The sequence below is a fragment of the Brumimicrobium mesophilum genome (genome assembly GCF_003025005.1).
GTDB classification, from domain to species: domain Bacteria; phylum Bacteroidota; class Bacteroidia; order Flavobacteriales_D; family Crocinitomicaceae; genus Brumimicrobium; species Brumimicrobium mesophilum.
Genome location: NZ_PVSS01000013.1, coordinates 1 through 20,266, shown reverse-complemented (window position 1 = coordinate 20,266; position 20,266 = coordinate 1). Strand labels below are relative to the sequence as shown.

19 protein-coding genes are annotated in these 20,266 nt (G+C 34.4%); 9 read left to right on the top strand and 10 right to left on the bottom strand.

Annotation, left to right across the window (positions count from 1 at the left end; translation table 11 throughout):
- Positions 1-3: 3 nt before the first annotated feature.
- From C6368_RS13310 to C6368_RS13270, 9 genes are all read right to left on the bottom strand, one after another.
- Positions 4-366 carry a response regulator transcription factor gene (locus tag C6368_RS13310; RefSeq protein WP_107039714.1) on the bottom strand — a complete coding sequence of 121 codons (363 nt, stop codon included), beginning with the start codon at positions 364-366 and terminating at the stop codon, positions 4-6.
- Positions 359-2,977, bottom strand: a complete 2,619-nt coding sequence (locus tag C6368_RS13305; protein ID WP_234369141.1) for an ATP-binding protein — start codon at positions 2,975-2,977, stop codon at positions 359-361. The genes C6368_RS13310 and C6368_RS13305 overlap by 8 nt, the downstream gene beginning before the upstream one ends.
- An 85-nt stretch (positions 2,978-3,062) precedes the next feature.
- Complete coding sequence (locus C6368_RS13300; RefSeq protein WP_107039712.1) at positions 3,063-3,257, bottom strand: hypothetical protein; 195 nt, start codon at positions 3,255-3,257, stop codon at positions 3,063-3,065.
- A 77-nt stretch (positions 3,258-3,334) separates the two neighbouring features.
- Positions 3,335-5,116 (bottom strand): sodium:solute symporter family protein, encoded by a 1,782-nt coding sequence (locus C6368_RS13295; protein WP_107039711.1) that lies wholly within the window; start codon positions 5,114-5,116, stop codon positions 3,335-3,337.
- A gap of 12 nt (positions 5,117-5,128) precedes the next feature.
- The gene (locus C6368_RS13290) at positions 5,129-5,392 is read right to left on the bottom strand and encodes a DUF4212 domain-containing protein (protein WP_107039710.1); all 264 of its coding nucleotides are present in this window, start codon (positions 5,390-5,392) and stop codon (positions 5,129-5,131) included.
- A gap of 20 nt (positions 5,393-5,412) precedes the next feature.
- Entirely contained in the window at positions 5,413-6,630 is a 1,218-nt protein-coding gene (locus C6368_RS13285; RefSeq protein WP_107039795.1) for a hypothetical protein, read from the bottom strand.
- A 140-nt stretch (positions 6,631-6,770) separates the two neighbouring features.
- Positions 6,771-7,181 carry an IS1/IS1595 family N-terminal zinc-binding domain-containing protein gene (locus tag C6368_RS13280; RefSeq protein ID WP_107039709.1) on the bottom strand — a complete coding sequence of 137 codons (411 nt, stop codon included), beginning with the start codon at positions 7,179-7,181 and terminating at the stop codon, positions 6,771-6,773.
- 311 nt (positions 7,182-7,492) lie between these two features.
- Positions 7,493-9,082, bottom strand: a complete 1,590-nt coding sequence (locus C6368_RS13275) for a S41 family peptidase (RefSeq protein WP_107039708.1) — start codon at positions 9,080-9,082, stop codon at positions 7,493-7,495.
- Positions 9,075-9,509 carry a deoxycytidylate deaminase gene (locus C6368_RS13270; RefSeq protein ID WP_107039707.1) on the bottom strand — a complete coding sequence of 145 codons (435 nt, stop codon included), beginning with the start codon at positions 9,507-9,509 and terminating at the stop codon, positions 9,075-9,077. The genes C6368_RS13275 and C6368_RS13270 overlap by 8 nt, the downstream gene beginning before the upstream one ends.
- Before the next feature lie 588 nt (positions 9,510-10,097).
- Between C6368_RS13270 and C6368_RS13260 the strand changes: the two genes are divergently transcribed.
- The 6 genes from C6368_RS13260 to C6368_RS13235 all read left to right on the top strand — a co-directional run bounded on the left by C6368_RS13260 (position 10,098) and on the right by C6368_RS13235 (position 16,376).
- Positions 10,098-12,077, top strand: a complete 1,980-nt coding sequence (locus C6368_RS13260) for an AbiJ-related protein (RefSeq protein WP_107039705.1) — start codon at positions 10,098-10,100, stop codon at positions 12,075-12,077.
- Between the two features lie 2 nt (positions 12,078-12,079).
- The gene (locus tag C6368_RS13255) at positions 12,080-12,913 is read left to right on the top strand and encodes an HNH endonuclease (RefSeq protein WP_107039704.1); all 834 of its coding nucleotides are present in this window, start codon (positions 12,080-12,082) and stop codon (positions 12,911-12,913) included.
- A gap of 172 nt (positions 12,914-13,085) precedes the next feature.
- Complete coding sequence (locus C6368_RS13250; RefSeq protein ID WP_107039703.1) at positions 13,086-13,277, top strand: hypothetical protein; 192 nt, start codon at positions 13,086-13,088, stop codon at positions 13,275-13,277.
- A gap of 12 nt (positions 13,278-13,289) precedes the next feature.
- On the top strand, positions 13,290-13,550 hold the full coding sequence (locus C6368_RS13245) for a hypothetical protein (RefSeq protein WP_107039702.1): 261 nt from the start codon (positions 13,290-13,292) through the stop codon (positions 13,548-13,550).
- A 612-nt stretch (positions 13,551-14,162) separates the two neighbouring features.
- Positions 14,163-15,521 carry a serine hydrolase domain-containing protein gene (locus tag C6368_RS13240; protein WP_107039701.1) on the top strand — a complete coding sequence of 453 codons (1,359 nt, stop codon included), beginning with the start codon at positions 14,163-14,165 and terminating at the stop codon, positions 15,519-15,521.
- Between the two features lie 318 nt (positions 15,522-15,839).
- Positions 15,840-16,376, top strand: coding sequence for a hypothetical protein (locus C6368_RS13235; RefSeq protein WP_159038599.1), 537 nt, complete (start codon positions 15,840-15,842; stop codon positions 16,374-16,376).
- An 18-nt stretch (positions 16,377-16,394) separates the two neighbouring features.
- Here C6368_RS13235 and C6368_RS13230 read toward each other — a convergent pair whose 3' ends face one another.
- Positions 16,395-17,105 carry a response regulator transcription factor gene (locus C6368_RS13230; RefSeq protein WP_107039699.1) on the bottom strand — a complete coding sequence of 237 codons (711 nt, stop codon included), beginning with the start codon at positions 17,103-17,105 and terminating at the stop codon, positions 16,395-16,397.
- A 284-nt stretch (positions 17,106-17,389) separates the two neighbouring features.
- On the opposite strand from C6368_RS13230, the gene C6368_RS13225 reads away from it, so the two are divergent.
- The 3 genes from C6368_RS13225 to C6368_RS13215 form a co-directional block, all read left to right on the top strand.
- On the top strand, positions 17,390-18,376 hold the full coding sequence (locus C6368_RS13225; protein ID WP_107039698.1) for a bifunctional phosphoglucose/phosphomannose isomerase: 987 nt from the start codon (positions 17,390-17,392) through the stop codon (positions 18,374-18,376).
- A 3-nt stretch (positions 18,377-18,379) separates the two neighbouring features.
- Positions 18,380-19,084, top strand: a complete 705-nt coding sequence (gene lipB / locus C6368_RS13220; RefSeq protein ID WP_107039697.1) for a lipoyl(octanoyl) transferase LipB — start codon at positions 18,380-18,382, stop codon at positions 19,082-19,084.
- A gap of 70 nt (positions 19,085-19,154) precedes the next feature.
- The coding region (locus C6368_RS13215; RefSeq protein WP_159038598.1) for a serine hydrolase domain-containing protein at positions 19,155-20,266 on the top strand (1,112 nt) is incomplete at its 3' end.

The following is a 20,266-nucleotide window of genomic DNA, read 5'->3' as shown; positions in this document are numbered from 1 at the left end:
TTTTTATTTTAAAATATGTTCAATCTTTTCTGTTAATTTTTTCACTGAAAAAGGTTTTGTTAAGTAATCTGACGCACCCAATTGGATTCCTTTTTCTACGTCTGAAGCTTTGTTTTTCGCACTTACAAAAATGACTTTGGTTTGGTTAAATTGTTTATCTGATTTTACAAATTCTAGTACCTCGAAACCATCAACTTTGGGCATCATAATATCTAATAAAACCAAGTTTGGCTCAATTGTCTTAATCAATTCGATGGCCTCATCACCATCTCGGGCAATAAAAACCTCAAATCCTTTCTTTTTGAGCGCGTATTCTAGAGTCATCACTATGTTTGGCTCATCATCTACAATTAATATTTTACTCATATTTGTCTTTTTTAAGTGGAATTTCAATTACTATTTTTGTTCCTGCTGAATATAGCTTATCCACATTAATTTTCCCATTATGAATTTCAATAATTTGTTTACTTATTGCTAATCCAAATCCACTCCCTTTTGGTTTTTTTAGTGTTTGATCTTGTGATTGATAAAATTTATCAAAGACAAAAGGAACATCTTGCTGAGGTATTCCAGGACCATTATCAGCGATTTCAATGCGGTAGGAAGCAGTAGATTTATCTATTTTCCCAGAAATGCTTATCTCACCAACTTTATTCTGAATAAACTTTAATGCATTTGAAATGATATTCGTGAGTACCTGAGTTATTTTTTCACGATCATGTTCAATTTCATACGAATCTATGGTTAAACGATTAATTTTTAAGTTTCTCCTTAATTTTATTGCGTCAAATGAAGGAATAGCACTTTCTATTGTTTTGCTAATATCCATTTTTTGAATATCGAGCTTTTCTCTTCCAGAGGCTAATTTTTCTAAGTCGAGAATGTCATTGATTAACCTTGTTAAACGCTTTGCATCTGCTAATATATTATTGAGAAATTGTTGTCTAATTTCTTGTGGAACTTCGGTGTCTTCTTGCAATATTTCCGCACTGGCATAAATGGATGTAATGGGCGTTTTTAATTCATGGGCTACTGTATCTAAAAAATTATCTTTTTGCTTGTCTTGGAAAATCAGGGCCTCATTCGCTTTTCTCAACTCTTCAGTAAGTTTTCGTAATTCAATGGACTGACTTTCGAACAATTTACTAGAGGAGAAAGCTTCTTTACTTTCTTGTAGAATTTTTAATACATTGGGTAAAGAGACTGGTTTTTCATTCGCCACTTTTGCAATTAGAATTTTTGCTGAAGCACTTCCCACGGCTCCGGTCAATAATTTTTCTGAGAAATTAATGAAACGCGCATCTGCGAGTATTTCATCTTCGCTAATCTTATACCTTTTACGGAAAATTGTTACTGCTCTTTTTGTTCTCTTTTCACCAAGGAAACGCACTAAAATTGATTGAATATCTTCCATGTATGCTTTTCCATCCCATACTAACGATGTGTCACTATTCTCGTCTAAATCGTCCGCATTAACAAATACTTCTCCGTAGTTTCGTTCTCTGTAATTCCCTTTAAAAAACAAGGAGAAATAAAGATAAACACAGCAATTCATCAATAAACTTAAATACAATGCGTGCGTCATCGGTGTTAAATAATCAATTCCCATGATGTAGTGAGGATGTAAAAATTCAACACCAAATAGGGAAGGAGTCAACAAGATGGGGTTTTCTAAAATTTCTATGGCGATAAAAGGCCATAAGTAGGTGTACATTATTACTGCAAACCCAATGATAATTCCAATGATCGCTCCTTTTGAAGATCCTCTATTCCAAAATAACCCGAAAAAGAATGACGGAGCAAGTTGGGCAATGATTAAAAACGAAATCAATCCAATGTCAAAAAGAGGAACGTCTGTTCCTATTCCTGCATACAACCCATAAGCCAATGCAATTGATGAAAAAACGGCTATTCTTCGTATGTTTTTGATTGTTTTCTCATTTTTAGGCGCTTTTTCACCCGAAAACTTACCTAAAAACCCATAAGGAATGATGAGGTTGTTACTTAACATGGTAGAGAGTGCCAAGGTAGAAACAACAACCATAGAAATCACAGAAGATAATCCACCAAGGAAAACCATTACAGCGAGGGTGTTATTCCCTTGACTCATGGGGATTAAAATGGTCAAATAATCATAATTTACATTGTCCCCGAGCAAAATTATACCTGCCCAAGCAATGAAGATTACAAAAATATTGAACAAGAGTAGGTACAAAGGAAATACCCACATTGCTTTTGATATTTGTTTTTTGTTTGCATATTCAATCACACTGGTTTGAAATTGGCGAGGGAGCAAGAAAATAGCCAAAAACGATAGGGCAATATTGAAAAACCAATTTATTCCACTTGTGATTTCAGATAAACCTTCCAAGCTTTTCACCTTGATGATGTCTTCCGCTTGACAATAAATATCACCTGTTCCATTGAAAAGATAAAAGGTCACATAAATTCCAATGATCAAAAAGAAAAGAAGTTTCAGAATTGATTCGAATGCGATTGAAAACATAATTCCCTTTTTATTCTTAGAGGCATCAAGACTAAGCGTTCCAAAAAATGTAACGAATAAGGCTAGTGATAATGCAATGTAAAAAGAGGTGTCTTCCAGCCAATTGTTGTGCGAAATTTCAGTGCTTCCGCTTGTTACCAATTGAAATGTTTCTGATAAAGCTTTCAGTTGAAGTGAAATGTATGGAATTATACTTGCGGCACAAATTAGTGTAACCAAAGCGCCTAATGCACGGTTGTTTCCGTAACGTAAAGAAATGAAATCTGCAATTGATGCAACGTTATAAGATTTGGATATTTTTACTACTCGCGTTAAAATTATTATCCATAAAGGGGCTGCTAAAACTGGACCTAAATAAATGGTTAGAAACTGTGGACCTGTTCTTGCGGCTGCACCAACACTCCCGTAATATGTCCATGCTGAACAATATACCGCCAGTCCAAGTGCATATACATACGGACTATTGACCATTTTGGACCGGTGATTTTTTTCTGCCCAAAAAGCAATAAAGAACAGAATGCTCAGGTATCCAAATATGATTAATATTAACTCTAAACTACTCACCGTGTTTCTTTATCCATAAATAATTCAGTGCAATTGTTAAAATCCAAATAAAGAAAATGAAGACATAAAATGAAGGCACACCCCACAACACAAACTTTTCATTTAATGCCATAATAATTGGAGGATTTAAAATCAAAGCTCCAAAGGCAGTCCATGCTATAAATTTCTGTTGATGTCGTTTTTTCATCTTAAAAAAGACTTTTTCTAAAGTAAGAAAAAAAGCGTTGTTTTATTCGTAATTATGAATAAAACAACGCTTATTATTTAGTGTGTTGCCTCACCAGCACCACTAGGAATCCTGATATTTTCTACAATTTCTTGAACCTCAAGTGGTGGAGCAGGAGTAAACCTACTGATCACTAATGAAACTAGGAAATTAAAGAACATGGCTACCGCTCCAAAACCTTCTGGAGAAACACCAAACCACCAATCTTCACTCGTTCCACCTCCAAATAAATGAAATTTGAATTTTAACATGTAGAATAGCATTAATCCCATACCTACAACCATTCCCGCGATTGCCCCTTCTTTGTTCATTCGTTTATGGAATATTCCAAGAACAATTGCTGGGAAAAATGACGCTGCTGCTAAACCAAAAGCCAAAGCCACAACCGCAGCTACGAAGCCGGGAGGATTAATTCCGAAATATCCCGCAATAACAACTGCACCAACCGCAGCAAGTCTTGCTGCAATTAACTCTCCTTTTTCAGAGATGTCTGGCTTAATCATTTTCTTAATTAAATCATGAGAAACCGAAGAAGAGATAACCAAAAGTAATCCTGCAGCTGTTGAAAGTGCTGCTGCCAAACATCCTGCGGCTACAAGTGCAATTACCCAATTCGGTAAGTCTGCAATTTCTGGATTGGCCATTACCATAATGTCTTGATCGACATATAATTCATTTACAGAGTTGGATGGGTTAACGATTACACGTTCACCATTCACTCCTTTTGAAACGCCATCAAATGCAGGTTTGTTTCCATCGCCTTCCATGGCTGGGCCATCACCTAAATATTGAATTTTACCATCTGCATTTTTATCTGTCCAACCTATTAATCCTAGGTCTTCCCAATTGGTAAACCAAGCAGGCATTTCTTTGTAATCTGTTTCACTTACGGTCTCAATTAGGTTTACACGAGAGAAAACTGCTACGGCTGGTGCTGTAACATAAAGAATTGCGATAAATAATAATGCATAACCTGCAGATTTACGTGCGTCTTTAACACGTTTTACTGTGAAAAAGCGAACAATAACGTGAGGAAGTCCAGCTGTTCCAACCATTAATGCTAATGTAATTGCAATCACATCAATCATGCTTTTAGAACCTTCTGTGTATTTGTCGAAACCTAACTCGGCATTTAAACCATCTAATCGATCAAGTAAATTTACCTCTGGATTGGAGGCCATTGTGTCTCCCATACCAAACATTGGAATAGGATTTCCTGTCATTTGAATTGAAATAAATATTGCAGGAACCATAAATGCGAAGATCAAAACACAATACTGTGCAACTTGCGTATAGGTTATTCCTTTCATTCCTCCCAATACAGCATAAAACAAAACGATAATCATTCCAATGTATACTCCAGTGTCAATTTCGACCTCTAAAAAACGAGAAAATACAACTCCAACTCCACGCATTTGTCCTGCCACATAAGTAAATGAGATGATTAATGCACAAAAAACTGCAACTGATCTAGCGGTGTTGCTATAATATCTGTCACCAATAAAATCTGGAACTGTGAATTTTCCAAATTTTCTTAGGTAAGGCGCGAGTAATAACGCTAATAAAACGTATCCACCTGTCCATCCCATAAGGAAAACTGAACCATCATATCCCATAAAGGAAATGATTCCAGCCATGGAGATAAATGAAGCTGCCGACATCCAGTCAGCTGCGGTTGCCATTCCATTGGCAATGGGTCCAACTCCACCTCCGGCAACGTAAAATTCTTTTGTTGATCCGGCGCGAGACCAGATTGCGATTCCAATATATAGGGCAAAAGAAATCCCTACAAATAAATATGTTAATAATTGTCCGTCCATAATTTCTATTTTTTAATCTTCGTCATAACCATATTTCTTATCTAGCTTATTCATCAGGCGAACGTACACGAAAATGAGTACGACGAATACCAAAATAGAGCCTTGTTGCGCAAACCAGAATCCGAGTTTAAAACCTCCAATTTTTATTGTGTTTAAAGCATCCTTAAACATGATTCCAGCGCCATAAGAGACTAAAAACCAAATAGACAACAGTATGACTAAGTAGCGTACGTTTTCGCGCCAGTAAGCTTTTGCATTTTCATCTTTGTTTTTCATAAGTTCTTGTTATTATTAGTTTATAAATAAAGCATGGTTTGTAGAGTAAGTTGGTGATCAGTTGAGTTCATGAATGTTTCGTTTTGATAGCCAACCGTGATTTTTGCATTGTGTCCATTAAAGAATAGGTTGAATCCTCCACCAATGTTTGTTTTGCTTAAAGAATTAAAGTCTAAATCATGATTTCCGTATGAAATATAAGGTTGAAATTTTGCTCCTTTTATATCACCAGGAATTAAATAGCCAACATGACCATAATACATCATCCCTGTTGAGTAAGGACCAAAATTAAAGTCTGTTCCATAATCGTTATGTTGTGCTAAGGCATATGCAGTAAGTGCAGCTCCATTTTCTCCAAGGGGATGATCATAGAAAACATCAATTGCAAAATGTTGTACATCTTCTGATTGGATATTTAAATTGTTATCTAAGCGAACAACACCGTTTGGATGTAAGAAAAAACCAGCTCCAATATTCAATAATTTTTTGCCCCCGTTATAGGTTCCTGTTTTATAGGGTAAAAAGTTGGATTCTGTGTCCAAAAGATTGTATACAAAATATCCCCCGTAAGTTTTTCCGGCATCTCTAGAACCGAGTAGTTTTCTTCCTTGATAAATCGTTTCATTACTTAAAATGTCTCTTTCATCTAAAGTATTTGTGATGGCTTCATTTATCGATACTTGATATTGAAATTTACCAAAACTTCCTTTCATAAAGAAACCAAGGTGTCGAGCAAATTGATCTGATAATCCTAAAGTTGACCAACCTGGACGGTAATTGTCCAAAGTCATCATGTTCAATGTACTTTGAGCGTTTAATCGCGACAACCCGTTCCAATAATGTAAACCACCACCAATAACATGGTTTTTATGCACACTGTACTGCACCCAAGCGTCATGCATAAAAAGTTGTGCTCCTGCTGATTGCCCAGTTGGAGACATGTTATTTGCGTCTAAACTGTTTAAACCAAAATGGGTTACAACAAGAAAGTTATCAAGTAACTGACCATAGGCCAAAAACCTTGCTCTACGTAATTTCATGTTGATCAGACTTTCTGTTGGTGCTGGAGCATCATCCATGACCGCCTGAAACTGGGTCCATGCTAAAAAGCGAATGTATTTCTGACCTTCATCATCGAATTTAATTTTAAATCCTCCGTCGTAGTTTGGATTTCCTTGTCCTTGTACGTTAAAAACTAACAAGATGGATAAAATAGATAAGAATGTAAGTTTTTTCATTTTCGAGTGTTTGTAGTGTCGATATTTTCTCATATCAACCCTACGAACTTGAAAATAATTTGAAAGAAAATAAATGTTAATATATATATATGGTAAATAGTATATATAAATTATTTCCTGAACTGTTTAATATCAGTGGATTATTTAAATCTCTCCCATTTAATAACCATGTATTTATCACCTAACTCTGTAACGATAACACCAGCTCCTTTTGTGTTGTTTGGATCAGTGAAGTATTTAGGTAATTCACTTTGGCTTAGAATTTTATAGGTCGGATGGTAATTTAAGTCTTTGACTTTGTTAATGTTGTATTTTTTTACCCAATTCATTACACTTACATGAGAAACGCCAATAATCCTCTCGATTTCTCTATAGGTTAGCCCTTCAAGGTAGAGTTGTAGCGCTTTTGTGACATAGTACATGTCGATCTGTTTCCCCGTTTTATTTACCGTGAAATGGTATCCACAATCCTTGCATTTATAACGCTGTTTTTCATTAATAACACCACTTTTAACTACGTTTTTGGACTGACATTGAGGACAATATTTCATGATATATAGTAATTTAGCATAAATATATCAAATTAGCAATATATATATGGGTGGATTTTGCTTTTTTTTCGACAAGGTTTTTTGAAACTACCGTTTTTATTGGAGGTTCAACCAAAAGAATATTTTTCAGATTAAAAATGAACCATAGTTCACCGATAAACGCTAAGGTCTATTAAGAATTGGGGGTATGAATAAATGGGGTTTTGATTATCTAATTTAGGACACCTTAAATTTTCTATAACGGACGTTGCCTTCGACAGGCTCAGTCAACGTGAGAAAAGATGCATGTATAGACGAATTGCAATCCGTCCCTACTGCAATACCTCAATAGCTTTATTGATTTCCTTATCCGTCTTGTTGAAAATATAATACGCTCCCAATTCCAGCCATTTCTGACGTGCAATTTCAGCCTTTATACTTGTCTTTATACGTTCAGAAGATTGATTAAACTCCTTCTCATTAAAAGTAATATCATGCTTCTCAGCAGCGTACTTTTTAAAGTCATTCAAAACCTTCTCAGAAACAGTAAATTCACGGTCAAAGGCTTGAACATTTCCATATTTATTCATGTCATGAAAACGAGCAAATTGATATGAAAACTCATTAAAAACATTCGCATATTGTAATCTTCTGTAATAAGTAGAACTTCCTGTGGTGTCTAAGGCAACAAAAATATCTGGCATAATTCCACCACCACCATAAACAGTTTTTCCTTTTGGAGTGGTGTATTTCAATGAATCAGCGAATAAACTACTGTCCAATTCATACAATTCCCCATTTTCATAACGGTTGTATTCATCCATCATGTAGTCTTCGTAATTCTCCATGTACGGCTTTTGAATACTTCTTCCAGTTGGAGTGTAGTAGCGTGAAACGGTCAATCGTAGATTACTTCCGTCTTTCAATTGAATATCCTGTTGCACCAATCCTTTTCCGAATGAACGACGACCAATCACAATTCCTCTGTCATTGTCTTGAATCGCACCCGCCACGATTTCACTCGCAGAAGCCGAACTGCTGTTGATTAAAACAGCCATATCAACTGCTCCTAAAAACGGTTTACTTTCAGAATACAGCACTCTTTCAGGATTGTTTTTTCCTTTTGTTGAAACGATAGGCGTTCCTTTTTCAAGAATGGCATCCAAAATTGAAACTGCACTTCCTAAAACTCCACCACCATTATAGCGCAAGTCGAAAACCAGTTTTTTCATTCCTTTGCTTTGCAAACTGTAGGCCGCAGCATAAAATTCATTGGCAGATAACATGCTGAATTGCCCCAAACGAATATATCCTATTTCATCTGTTAACATATAATAAGCGTTAATCGATTCAATTGGAACAGCTCCACGAATAACTTTCTTCTTTAATTCTTCGCCATTTCTTAAAATCGTCACATTCACTGGAGTTCCTTCTTGACCTTTCAATAATTCTCTCACATGTTCATTCGACAAACCAACATTGGCAATATCTTCGCCATCTACGTTGATAATCTGATCAAATTTTCGAATTCCAACTTTAAAAGCAGGCGATTGGTCAATCACATTCACCACGCTCAACGTATCGTCATAAATTGTAAATCGAATTCCAACACCACCAAATTTCCCTTGAATACTTTCACTCATTGCAGCTAAGTCTTCGGCTGCGATGTAATTTGAATGTGGATCTAATCCGTGTAATAAATCAGTAATCGTTTTTTCGAACAGTATTTTTTTGTCAATGGAATCCACATATTCTCTGTCCAAAACTTGAATAATATCCGCTAGTTTTTGTTCATATTTTCCTTCAGCAGAAGAAGTCGAATAAGAAGTTTTTCCTTTCGTTAAGAACATTCCTAAAAATATTCCTACTACAATCAATAAACTTCCAATTAATGGATATAATGCTTTGTTTGAGCTATTCATTCTCGATATTTGTTATTTGTTCAATGTTAATTCCAGCTGTTCTTAAAAAATGTACACCAGAATCATCTTTGTAATGATCAATGTAAACGACACGTATTATTCCTGCTTGTAAAACGAGTTTACTGCAATCCTTGCATGGCGACATCGTTAAATATAACGTTGCCCCTTTCGCATTATTGGTCGATTTCGCAACTTTTAAAATGGCGTTCGCTTCAGCATGCAAAACATACCAATGCGTTTTCTCATTTTCATCCTCACAGCAATTGTCAAAGCCAGACGGAGTACCATTGTACCCATCAGAGATAATCATATCATCTCTAACAATTAAAGCACCTACTTGTTTACGGTTGCAATGCGAGAGCTGTGCCCATTCTTTAGCCATTCGTAAATAGGCTTTGTCATATCGAAGTTGCTTTGCTTTGGTCATGTTTCTTAATTATACCGACAAAAATAGGGTTAATTTTAATTTGGGAGTAGATTGTTGGGATGGATTTGGGAAATGGGGGAGTGGTGGGGGTTGGAATTGGGGGATTTGGGCATTCCCCAGATCTTCTTTTCCGTAAACTCCAAAAAAAATCTGGGTCGGGCTTTCCGCTGTATCGTTTTATTACCGCAAGTAAAAACTTGTGGTAATAAAAAGGATGCCGCTGCTATCCCTAATGCGGGATTTGGACTGAAAGAACAGAAATTAATGATATATTTGATGTAAGGCAATAAAAGAGGGCTAAATTCAAGCGTTAGCGATAATTAAAACCAATAAATGAATATAAGCAATAAATATGATGCTGAATTTCCAAATATGAAAGGTTTTAATAATTTTGAAAAAGTGCAACTGTATGTTGCATAAATACCATGGGACGTAATATTCTGATATTCAAAAAATCAAAAGACTTTAATGAAGCACTCTATTATTTAGCGTAAACAATTGAAAACATCGAAGCTGGCTTGAATAGCTTTAAAGAGATTATGGAGACGATTAATGGTGAGGAGGAATAATTATAGAAATTAAATCTGAATGAAGTTAAATAAAGTAAAGAAGCTTGAATTAATAAATCTATTAATAGCTAAACCCTCTGTTTTATATGGTGCGGAACAAGAAAACATTATTAAATTATTAGATTATGTTTTTAATACTAAAATTCTGCCATCAGAAGATCCAAGATTCAATAATGCTTACGAAGATTCAAGGCAACATTTAGTCAATAATAATGATTGGGACCTAGAATATACTTTTCTTACAAGGTTTGATATTTTAAAAGAAGATTATCTATTTAAATTAATTGAATATATATTAGAACCCAATTTTCAAGCATCTGAACAGGAAAGATTAGATTTGGTTGACGAACTAAATGAGTTCCTAAACAAGCAAGACCTCTCTATAGAAATGTCTGACTTTAACGAAGATGATTTGCCTATTTTTGAGTTATTAAATTATAATCCTACTAATAAATATCCAGCAGGGGTTAAATACCCAGCAGGGGTAATTCAAAATAAAATCACCTTTTACACTAAAACAGTAGAAGGGTCAATAAAGGATTTTATGACCGAAAAGAAGGATATATTCATTTTAGACTCCTCTAGATACACTTGGAATGATTACAACTTGCAATCAATATTTGACTTAATATACAAAGATTCCGAGGGAAATATTGAACGTTTTGGTGTAGTAAAAATAATCACAAATAACATAGACAACTACTCTAAATCAAATAAAGACTATCCAAACTTTCATACAATATTACCTGTATCCTTTAGTGAATTAGATGAGTCATATTGTAGTCTTGGCCAAGATTTAGATTATTATAATAAACTAAAGGATAAATTTAAACAAAAATTTAGATCAATTCTTTTCGCCTTGCGCGATTGTGCTTTTTTCACAGAAATTGAAGATGCTTTTGAAAAAAAATACTATTTCAAAAACTCCTTAATAAGAAACAACATAGCTGAGAGGACATTAAGAGAAGTAAGACATGAAATAAACGGCAGATCGCGAGCTGACATGTATAAATTCACTTATTTATTTACTCCAAATTTTATTAATTCAGGTAACAGTATACCCATTAAATTAAATTTTGAAAATATTTCAGAAATTCCAAATAGAATATTTGCTATAATTGGGAAAAATGGCGTAGGTAAAACACAGTTTGTTTCTCAGTTAGCAAATAATCTTATAAAGGATGACAATTCATACTTTGAAGGCCCTACTCCTCTTTTTTCTAAAATAATATCACTTTCTTACAGTCCTTTTGATAATTATAAACCATATAAGCCAAGCGAGCATATTGAACATATTTCGTTCAATCTAAGAGATGATCAAGGTAATTTAAGCGATGATCATGGGCGTTCGATAAAGTTTGGTAAGTCTCGTAAACGAATTCAAGAATTGGATAGAGTTGAAGATTGGAAGAAAGTACTTTCGGATTTTCTACCCTCTAATTATATAAATGAAATATTCACTGAAATTGATTTTGAGAAACCAGTTGTAAATATTCAAAAACTAAACTTAATAAGGAAAGAACTTAGCTCTGGCCAACGCGTGTTATTAGAAGGGTTTACCAATATTATTGCTCATATACGTTATGACTCTTTGCTTCTCTTTGATGAGCCTGAAACTCATCTTCATCCAAACGCAATTGCTCAAATAATGAATACTATTTATAGTTTAGTTACAAGGTTTCAATCCTTCTGTATTATTACTACTCACTCTCCTATAATTATCCGTGAGCTTTTTTCGAGAAATGTTTATATTTTTGATCGATTTGAAGATAACTTATCGATTAGAAAAATTGGTTTAGAATCTTTTGGTGCAAATCTTTCAGATATTACAGAAGAAATTTTTGGTACAAGTGAAATTCCTAAACATTACCAATCATTAATAAAATCTTTAAAACGAAAAGGTAAATCTTTAAATCATATTATTAATTCTATAAAAAGTGAGGACATTCCAGTAAGTCTAAATTTACGCCTTTTTATTAGAAGCCTATTCCAAGATTAATCATGAGGAATATTAATGCATATAGTGAGAATTGTTTTGAATTTCATCTTAATCAGGTAAAAAGGAAACAGTTTAAAGCCAATGATCCTGCTTACAAAAGTCGTCTCGATACACTATCACCAAGAATTGATCTATCATATCAAGAATACACTAGGTTAATTTCTGAAGGTAGTTTTGAATTAATACCGAAGAGTGATTTTAGCTCCCAAGAAAAAAAAGATCTCTTATCTCTCTATAGGTATGATACTAAACCAATTCAAGATTTACACATACTTCTAACAACCATAAATAATCGAAAATTCAATACATGTCAAATGTGTTCAATAGATCCTATTGGGTCCTTTGATCATATTGTTCCCAAGGAGGAATTCCCAGAGTTTTCCGTTAACCCATTTAACTTATTTCCATGCTGCTTATCTTGTAACCAAACAAAAGGTAAGCGTTGGCTTGAAAAGGATCGTAGATTATTTTACAACCTATATTACGATACTCTGCCAGACATTGAATTTTTAAAAATAAATTTCAATTCTTATCCAATTCCTGAATTTTCAATTGACAAAACAGCAATACCGTCTGAATTTTATAGATTAACTCTATCTCATTACACTAAATTAAATCTTTTCCAAAGATTTAAAGAGTCCTCTCATGAAGTTATTGACTCTCTTGTTTCTTCTGCAAATGCAATCATTCCAATGATAGGAATAGAGGAATACCGGAAAACTGTCAAAAAATCATCTGACGAAATGCGAGCTTTGTATGGTCATAATCATTGGAAGTCCTTATTACAAGTTGCAATTGTTAATCATGAAGGTTTTGAAAACTTACTTGTCACTTAGTTTATTTTATAGTAAATCATTCTTAAATTGAGATATTATAATTTCTTCCCAAACCACTAACTCTCCCAAAACCCTCCCTTTTCATCAATCCGACAGAAACCTCAAAATATTTCTTAGCTTTGATTTGAAGATTTAAACCAAAACCACCCACTAACCCCCAAAAAAAACCAACATGAGATTTGTAAGACCCAAAATAATAGGGACATTAAAAATTCAAAAGATGATGGCTGGTAATTGGGCTGTAATGAATGATATTAAAAATGCGCCAAACAAAATAATTATTCCTTGTTCTACCATAGTAGAAGGAGAAGAAATCATTCAACAGATCAAAGAAGCCAAGTTTAAAGACGTACTTCATTTTTAAAGATGCTTCTAAATGCTTAAACGAATTGCCCTGTCCATACTTTTAGCCCTAATTTATTGGGTTCCATCCACACTTGTGTTGTTTGACATCATAACGGATGCCGGAATCCTGTTTTCAGATTGGATGATCACCTTTTTACGACCTGGATATATTCTCGGTTTTGCTTTGGGATTTGGTGGTGGAAACTGGGCAGCCATGATAGGTCAAATTATTACACTCATAACCTTATCTGCAATTATATTTTTTATCATCAACCACAAGAAATCTGCTTAAATCCGCATTCACCAGAGGTGAAAATCCGCGTTTATCCGCGTTGCAGAGCTTGTCGATGTATCTGTGTTCCCGAAATTTTTCGGGACCGCGTGCCATTACAGCGCAACCAACATTCACAGCGACCCTTAATAAAACTCATAACCTTATCTACATTTATATTTTCTATCATCAATCACAAGAAATCTGCTTAAATCCGCATTCACCAGAGGTGAAAATCCGCGATAATCCGCGTTGCAGAGCTTGTCGATGTATCTGTGTTCCCGAAAGTTTTCGGGACCGCGTGCCATTACAGCGCAACCAACATTCACAGCGACCCTTAATAAAACTCATAACCTTATCTACATTTATATTTTTTATTATCAATCACAAGAAATCTGCTTAAATCCGCATTCACCAGAGGTGAAAATCCGCGCTTATCCGCGTTGCAGAGCTTGACGATGCATCTGTGTTCACGAAAGTTTTCGGGACCGCGTGCCATTACAGCGCAAACAACATTCACAGCTGTTCTTAATAAAACTTATAACCTTATCTTCAAATATATTTGGATTTCTCTCAATGATAAAAGCAGGAAAAGAATAATTAGCCTAAAAAACGATTATATTTGAGATAGATATGAAAACACTATTTACAATTTTTACAATCACAATCTGCTCTTACGCTTTGTGTCAAAATAAGGCTGATGAAACTCAAGTTACTAACATTGAACAATACATCAATAAGCACGTTGAGAATGGAAAATTTAATGGTAATCTGTTTATCGCTAAAGGAGAAAATGTGCTTTATTCTAATTCCTTTGGACTGGCCAATAGAGAAAACAACATTAAAAATGAGGAGACGACTAAATTTCTAATTGGTTCAATAACTAAACCTTTTACTGCTTTAGGTATTTTGATTTTAGAAAAGGAAGGAAAACTCAAATTGAGCGATAAATTGTCGAAATATTTCCCGAAATTTCAAGCTGCTGATGACATTACAATTGAGCATTTACTCACCCATACTTCAGGGATTTCCGATTATAAAATTTTACCCAACTGGAAAGCAGATAGCAAATCCGATTTAACAACGCCTCAAAAAACAATCAACGAAATGAGCACCCAGCCATTGCTGTTTCAACCCGGAAAAAGCTTTAGGTATTCAAATGTAGGTTACATTTTGTTGGGTTTAATCATCGAAGAGGCGAGTGGGGAAGCTTTTGCAGATTTTATCCAAAAGAAAATACTTATTCCTTTAGACCTAAAAAACACTGGAATAATCAACAATAAAGATGTTGTAATGAATTTAGCAAGTGGATATACCACAAACCCAAACGCAACTCTAAAAGCCGAATACATCAATTATGATCAACCTTTTTCTTCTGGAAACATGTATTCTTCTACGCAAGATTTATGGAAATTTACTCAGGCCATCTTGCAAGGAAGACTGATTTCAGGTGAAAAGTCAAAACAAATCTTCGAAAGCGGAGAATATTATGGTTACGGTTGGGGAATTAGAAATTTTGACGGAATTGTAGCCTTCGGACATTACGGAGGAATGAACGGTTTTATAGGTGCAATTACCTATATTCCTCATGCTGAAATGTTTATTTGTTTGCTCACCAATGATGACAATACACCCAAAATAAGGATCACTGATGACCTTGTTGCTATCCTTCACAATAAGGACATTCCTTTGCCTGAGGAAACAAAACTCATTAAAGTTCCAAACAAAATAAGGCAACAAATTCTCGGGAAATATTTAGTAAAAGAATCCATTGTTTTAAATGTTTTTGAAGAGAACGGAAAACTATTTTTACAAGAAAGTGGTCAAGCCAAACATGAGATGTTTCCCTATGAAAATTATAAATATTCTTTTGAATTGTTAGAGTTTAACTTGTTTTTTGAAAAGCTAGAAAAAGACAAGACTCAAATATTAAAATTTGTTGGAAAAGATACTATTTTAGAGGCGGTTAGAATAAAATATACGAAACAATAACTTAGAAATGTAGGAGTCAGAAAAGAATAAAAAGCCTCAAAACGAGTATATCTTATTCGTTTTTTTCTAGTATCCTTCCTCCGTATCTCTGCGACAATTGACGGAATCATATTTTCAGATTGGATGGTCACTTTTTTACAACCTGGATATATTCTCGGTTTTACTTTAGGATTTGGATGTAGTAATTATGCTAGAATGAATGATATTAAAAATGCGCCAAATAAAAATTAAATGAGACTGGTACTTTTTATAGTTTAAATTGAATTGTGCATATTGCACAATTAACAATAAGAGATTAACAAACATATGAGAAACATCATGTTAAACATCTTAATTCTCACAAGCTTATTTTTAGGCTGTGAGCAAGGTGGGCAACCTACAATACCCCAAGCAAAAAAATCTGAATTTAGGGTTTCTCAACATTATTCTGAATTCACATCGAAAATGGAAAACTATGACACTTTAAATATCGAAGTCAATCTGTCCATCTGCCAATGGAGTGAATATGACCAATTACAAATCACGAAATTCAATGATAGTGTTTTCATTCAATTAAAAGAAAAAAGTGTTATGTATGATGAACCTCTTCATTTCACAAAAGTCTTTTATAAAATGAAATCAGATACATTGAATTTGGAGAAAATGATGACCGATTTTGAGGATTCAATACAAAGTAGCAGTCCCTTTTTTGTGTTAACAAATCCAAAAGAAAGAGACACAATTAATTTGAATACAACAGGACTTGGTAATCGTGAGTTTATGGCTGAACGTTATCGAAGAATAATGCTAGAATTTTATCCTGAAGAAATGAATGAGCTTCAAATGGAATTTAGAATTCCACCGCAGCTACCTTGATAAATTTCCAAGTGATTCTCACCCAGTATACTTATATCCAACTCCACGAATACTATGAAACAATTCAGGGTTTTTCGCATCTACTTCAAACAATTTTCTAAACGATAAAATATAATTATCAATAGTCCTCGTTGTTGGATAGGTGTCAGTTCCCCAGAGTTGGTCCAAAATAAAATCTCTGGACAAAACTTCTCCTGCATGGTCAACAAATAGATAGAGGAGTTCAATTTCTCTTTTTGATAATTCTGTGATAGTTTCTTCGTCCTTTTTAACTTCGTAAGTGAGTAAATTCACATTGAAATCTCCAATTGCAAAGCTTTCTGATTCAGTTTGTAAGTCTTTAGGATTTTTTCCTTGGTGCCTTAAAATTAAAACCTGAACACGTAAAAGTAGTTCTTCCAAATCGAATGGTTTGGCTAGAAAATCATCGGCTCCTAAACGAAGTCCTTTGATTTTATCTGAAGAAGTTCCTTTGGCAGAAACAAATAAAATCGGAGTGTCAGCCACACTTTTATACATGGAGCAAATATCCCAACCGCTTACTTCTGGTAACATTACATCTAGAATCACCAAGTCATATTCGCCTACAGTGTGTGCATGATCAATTGCTGTTCTTCCATTCGAAATACAAACCACATTGAAACCTTCAAGCTTTAAGTTTAATTCAACCACATTGCTTAAGCTTTGCTCATCTTCGATTAGTAATATTTTTTTATTTGTGTTCGGCATTTTGTTTTGTACACCTCCTAGTGCTGTTCTAAATTTTAATTTAATCCATCAATTTCAATAATCTTGACATACAAAAATACAATTCGTGCTGACTTATTCGCTATAAATTACCTTTATTATAATCGGAATTTTCCTAAAGTTAACATTGCGAAACCAATTTTCGAAAATTTATATCGTCACAAGTATCTATAATCCTCTTTTTTTCGTTTATTTTACAGAAAATTAACGCTGAAGACTTTTTTGCAAAGTCTATTTAGCCTTTTAATTCAAAATAACGAGTATTGATGGATAAACTGGTTGCTCAATTTCCAAAACAAATTGCGGATGCTATTGAAATAGCTTCACGTTGCGAATTTTCCTTTTATAAAAACAAAACTTTTAGCAACGTAGTTATCTGCGGAATGGGAGGTTCTGGTATTGGTGGAAAAATGGTTTTACAGTTATTTGCAGATCAAGCGAATCTGCCAATAGTTTTGGTCCAAAATTATGCAATTCCAGCTTTCGTTAATGAAAACACTTTGGTCATTGGTTCCTCTTATTCTGGTAACACAGAAGAAACGATGACTGCTGTGAAGTTAGCCAAAGATAAAGGAGCAACAATTGTTGGGGTGAGTTCTGGTGGTGAAATGTTGCAATTTTGTAAAGAAAACAATTATGAAAGCGTAAAATTACCAGGTGGGAATCCTCCTCGTAGCATGTTGGCTTTTTCTTCTGTTCAATTGATTAATATTTTGTCAGTTGCGGGAATCATAAATGGAGATGCTATCGATTCTATTGCTAAATGTCGCCTTTTATTAAATGAAGAATTAATTACAATTAAAGATGAAGCCAAGAAGTTAGCTCAACATCTTTATAATAAACATAGTGTTTTCTATACAGATTCGGAATTGGAGTTTGTGGCAATTAGAGCACGTCAACAAATCAATGAAAACAGTAAACAATTGTGTTGGCACCATGTTATTCCTGAAATGAACCACAATGAACTTGTTGGTTGGGCAGGAGGAAACGATAGTTTTGCGGCAGTTTTCTTTGTTTCTAAATATTTATCTGATAGAAATATTAAAAGGACAGAATTGACCACTGAAATCATTACTAAAAATAATGCAAGTGTTTTAATGATTGAAGGAAAAGGAAAAACTGTTATCGAAGAAGCATTCTATTTCACACACATTATTGATTGGGCATCTTTATATTTAGCAGAATTGAACGAAGTAGACGCTGTTGAAGTTAGAGTAATCGATTATTTGAAAAGTACCTTAGAAAAAAACTGAATTATGCCAGCCGAGGTTATTCTGGAAGATTTGGGTTCTATTGATTATAAAGAAGCTTGGGATTACCAAGAGAAAATCTTTAAATCAATTGTTGATCTTAAAATCAAGATCCGTAGGAATGAATCTTCTGAGTTAACAAAAAACCATCTTTTATTTTGTGAGCACCCACATGTCTATACTTTAGGCAAAAGTGGTGATCAATCTCATTTATTGCTTTCTGATGAGCGTTTAGAAGAAATTAAGGCTACATATTACAAAATCAATAGAGGAGGTGACATTACTTATCATGGTCCCGGACAGTTGGTGATGTATCCTATTTTCGATTTAGAATCTTATTTCTTTACCGATATTCATAAATACATGCGCTTTTTGGAAGAAGCCGTGATCCTAACTTTGGCAGAATACGGAATTGAGTCGGGTAGGGTGGAAGGTTACACTGGAGTTTGGCTAGATGGTGGAACATCCAATGAACGCAAAATTTGCGCAATGGGCGTAAAGTCTTCGCGATGGGTTACTATGCACGGAATTGGTTTTAATGTAAATACTGACCTCAATTATTTTAATTACATCGTTCCTTGCGGCATTGAAGATAAAAGTGTAACTTCACTTGCGAAGGAATTGGGTCATCCAGTGGATATGGATGAGGTTAAAACCAAGCTTCAAAACCACGTAGCTTCACTTTTTAATGCGAAATACATCAAAAAATAAAAAAGGTATTGGGAGAACGGTAAAACGACTTCTTCTCTTCTTGTTTTTGTTTCTTGTTTTTGTCAATTTAATGATTTTTTTAACGGGTAAAACCTATCTCTATAAAGGAATTCAATCCACCTATTTAAAAGGAAATTCTGGTCCTGGAATCTATGACTCTATTTTGTTTCCTGTTCGCGTGGCCAAACATTCTAAGGCACCTGAAGAATGGATTGTTAGATCTTCAAATATTCCTTTAAACTCGGCATTTGTTGATACGCTTAATGAAATAAATACAACTTCATTCTTGATAGTAAAAGAAGGAGAAATCATTCATGAATCTTATTTTGGAGACCATTCTGAATCGATGAAATCTAACTCTTTTTCCATGGCGAAAAGTTTTATTGGAATGTTAATTGGAATTGCAATTGATAAGGGTGAAATAGATGATTTTGACGCGCCAATAAGCGATTATCTGCCCTTCGAATTGTCGCAAGACGAAGGAATCACTATTCGCCATCTCTTGGGTATGTCTAGCGGTTTAGATTGGTCTGAAAGTGGAAGTAATCCGCTTTCCAATAATGCAGAAGCTTATTATACTTCCGAACTCACGGATTTTATGAAGAATGAGGAATTTACTGAAGCTCCAGGAGTAAATTTTAAATATGCCAGTGGAAATAGTCAATTGCTTGGAATCATTTTGGAAAGTGCCACAGGAAAAACAGCAACAGCATATTTTCATGAACATATTTGGTCAAAAATTGGAACTGAAAATGACTTGTTATGGAGTCTAGACCATGAGAAAGGTGTAGAAAAAACTTTTTGTTGTGCTTATGCCACTACACGTGATTATGCAAAAATTGGACAGCTCATTCTAAATAATGGGAAATGGGGAGAAAAGCAGGTGATTTCAGCGGAAACCTTGAAAACCCTTACTTCACCATTCAATTTGAAATCACCATTTTATGGATTACATTTCTGGATTGTAGATCATCCGAAATATCCAGCAATCTATGCAAGGGGAATCTTAGGACAATATATCATCGTTATTCCTTCCATAAATGTAGTTATTGTGAGAACGGGTCATCAACGAAAAGACAAGTATCATATTCCAGAGCAAAAGAAAGACGATTTCGATTTTGTACTTAAAAACAGCTACAAAGAACACCATCCATTGGATCTTTTTAATTATTTTTCCATCCT

Coding starts and splice junctions, on each gene's coding strand:
- C6368_RS13245 (WP_107039702.1), top strand. CDS start 13,290: ATGCTTAAACGAATTGCCCTGTCCATACTTTTAGCCCTAATTTATTGG.
- C6368_RS13285 (WP_107039795.1), bottom strand. CDS start 6,630: ATGAAAAAACTTACATTCTTATCTATTTTATCCATCTTGTTAGTTTTT.
- C6368_RS13305 (WP_234369141.1), bottom strand. CDS start 2,977: ATGGTCAATAGTCCGTATGTATATGCACTTGGACTGGCGGTATATTGT.
- C6368_RS13270 (WP_107039707.1), bottom strand. CDS start 9,509: ATGACCAAAGCAAAGCAACTTCGATATGACAAAGCCTATTTACGAATG.
- lipB (WP_107039697.1), top strand. CDS start 18,380: ATGCCAGCCGAGGTTATTCTGGAAGATTTGGGTTCTATTGATTATAAA.
- C6368_RS13300 (WP_107039712.1), bottom strand. CDS start 3,257: ATGAAAAAACGACATCAACAGAAATTTATAGCATGGACTGCCTTTGGA.
- C6368_RS13235 (WP_159038599.1), top strand. CDS start 15,840: ATGTTAAACATCTTAATTCTCACAAGCTTATTTTTAGGCTGTGAGCAA.
- C6368_RS13275 (WP_107039708.1), bottom strand. CDS start 9,082: ATGAATAGCTCAAACAAAGCATTATATCCATTAATTGGAAGTTTATTG.
- C6368_RS13295 (WP_107039711.1), bottom strand. CDS start 5,116: ATGGACGGACAATTATTAACATATTTATTTGTAGGGATTTCTTTTGCC.
- C6368_RS13280 (WP_107039709.1), bottom strand. CDS start 7,181: ATGAAATATTGTCCTCAATGTCAGTCCAAAAACGTAGTTAAAAGTGGT.
- C6368_RS13240 (WP_107039701.1), top strand. CDS start 14,163: ATGAAAACACTATTTACAATTTTTACAATCACAATCTGCTCTTACGCT.
- C6368_RS13260 (WP_107039705.1), top strand. CDS start 10,098: ATGAAGTTAAATAAAGTAAAGAAGCTTGAATTAATAAATCTATTAATA.
- C6368_RS13250 (WP_107039703.1), top strand. CDS start 13,086: ATGAGATTTGTAAGACCCAAAATAATAGGGACATTAAAAATTCAAAAG.
- C6368_RS13310 (WP_107039714.1), bottom strand. CDS start 366: ATGAGTAAAATATTAATTGTAGATGATGAGCCAAACATAGTGATGACT.
- C6368_RS13225 (WP_107039698.1), top strand. CDS start 17,390: ATGGATAAACTGGTTGCTCAATTTCCAAAACAAATTGCGGATGCTATT.
- C6368_RS13230 (WP_107039699.1), bottom strand. CDS start 17,105: ATGCCGAACACAAATAAAAAAATATTACTAATCGAAGATGAGCAAAGC.
- C6368_RS13255 (WP_107039704.1), top strand. CDS start 12,080: ATGAGGAATATTAATGCATATAGTGAGAATTGTTTTGAATTTCATCTT.
- C6368_RS13290 (WP_107039710.1), bottom strand. CDS start 5,392: ATGAAAAACAAAGATGAAAATGCAAAAGCTTACTGGCGCGAAAACGTA.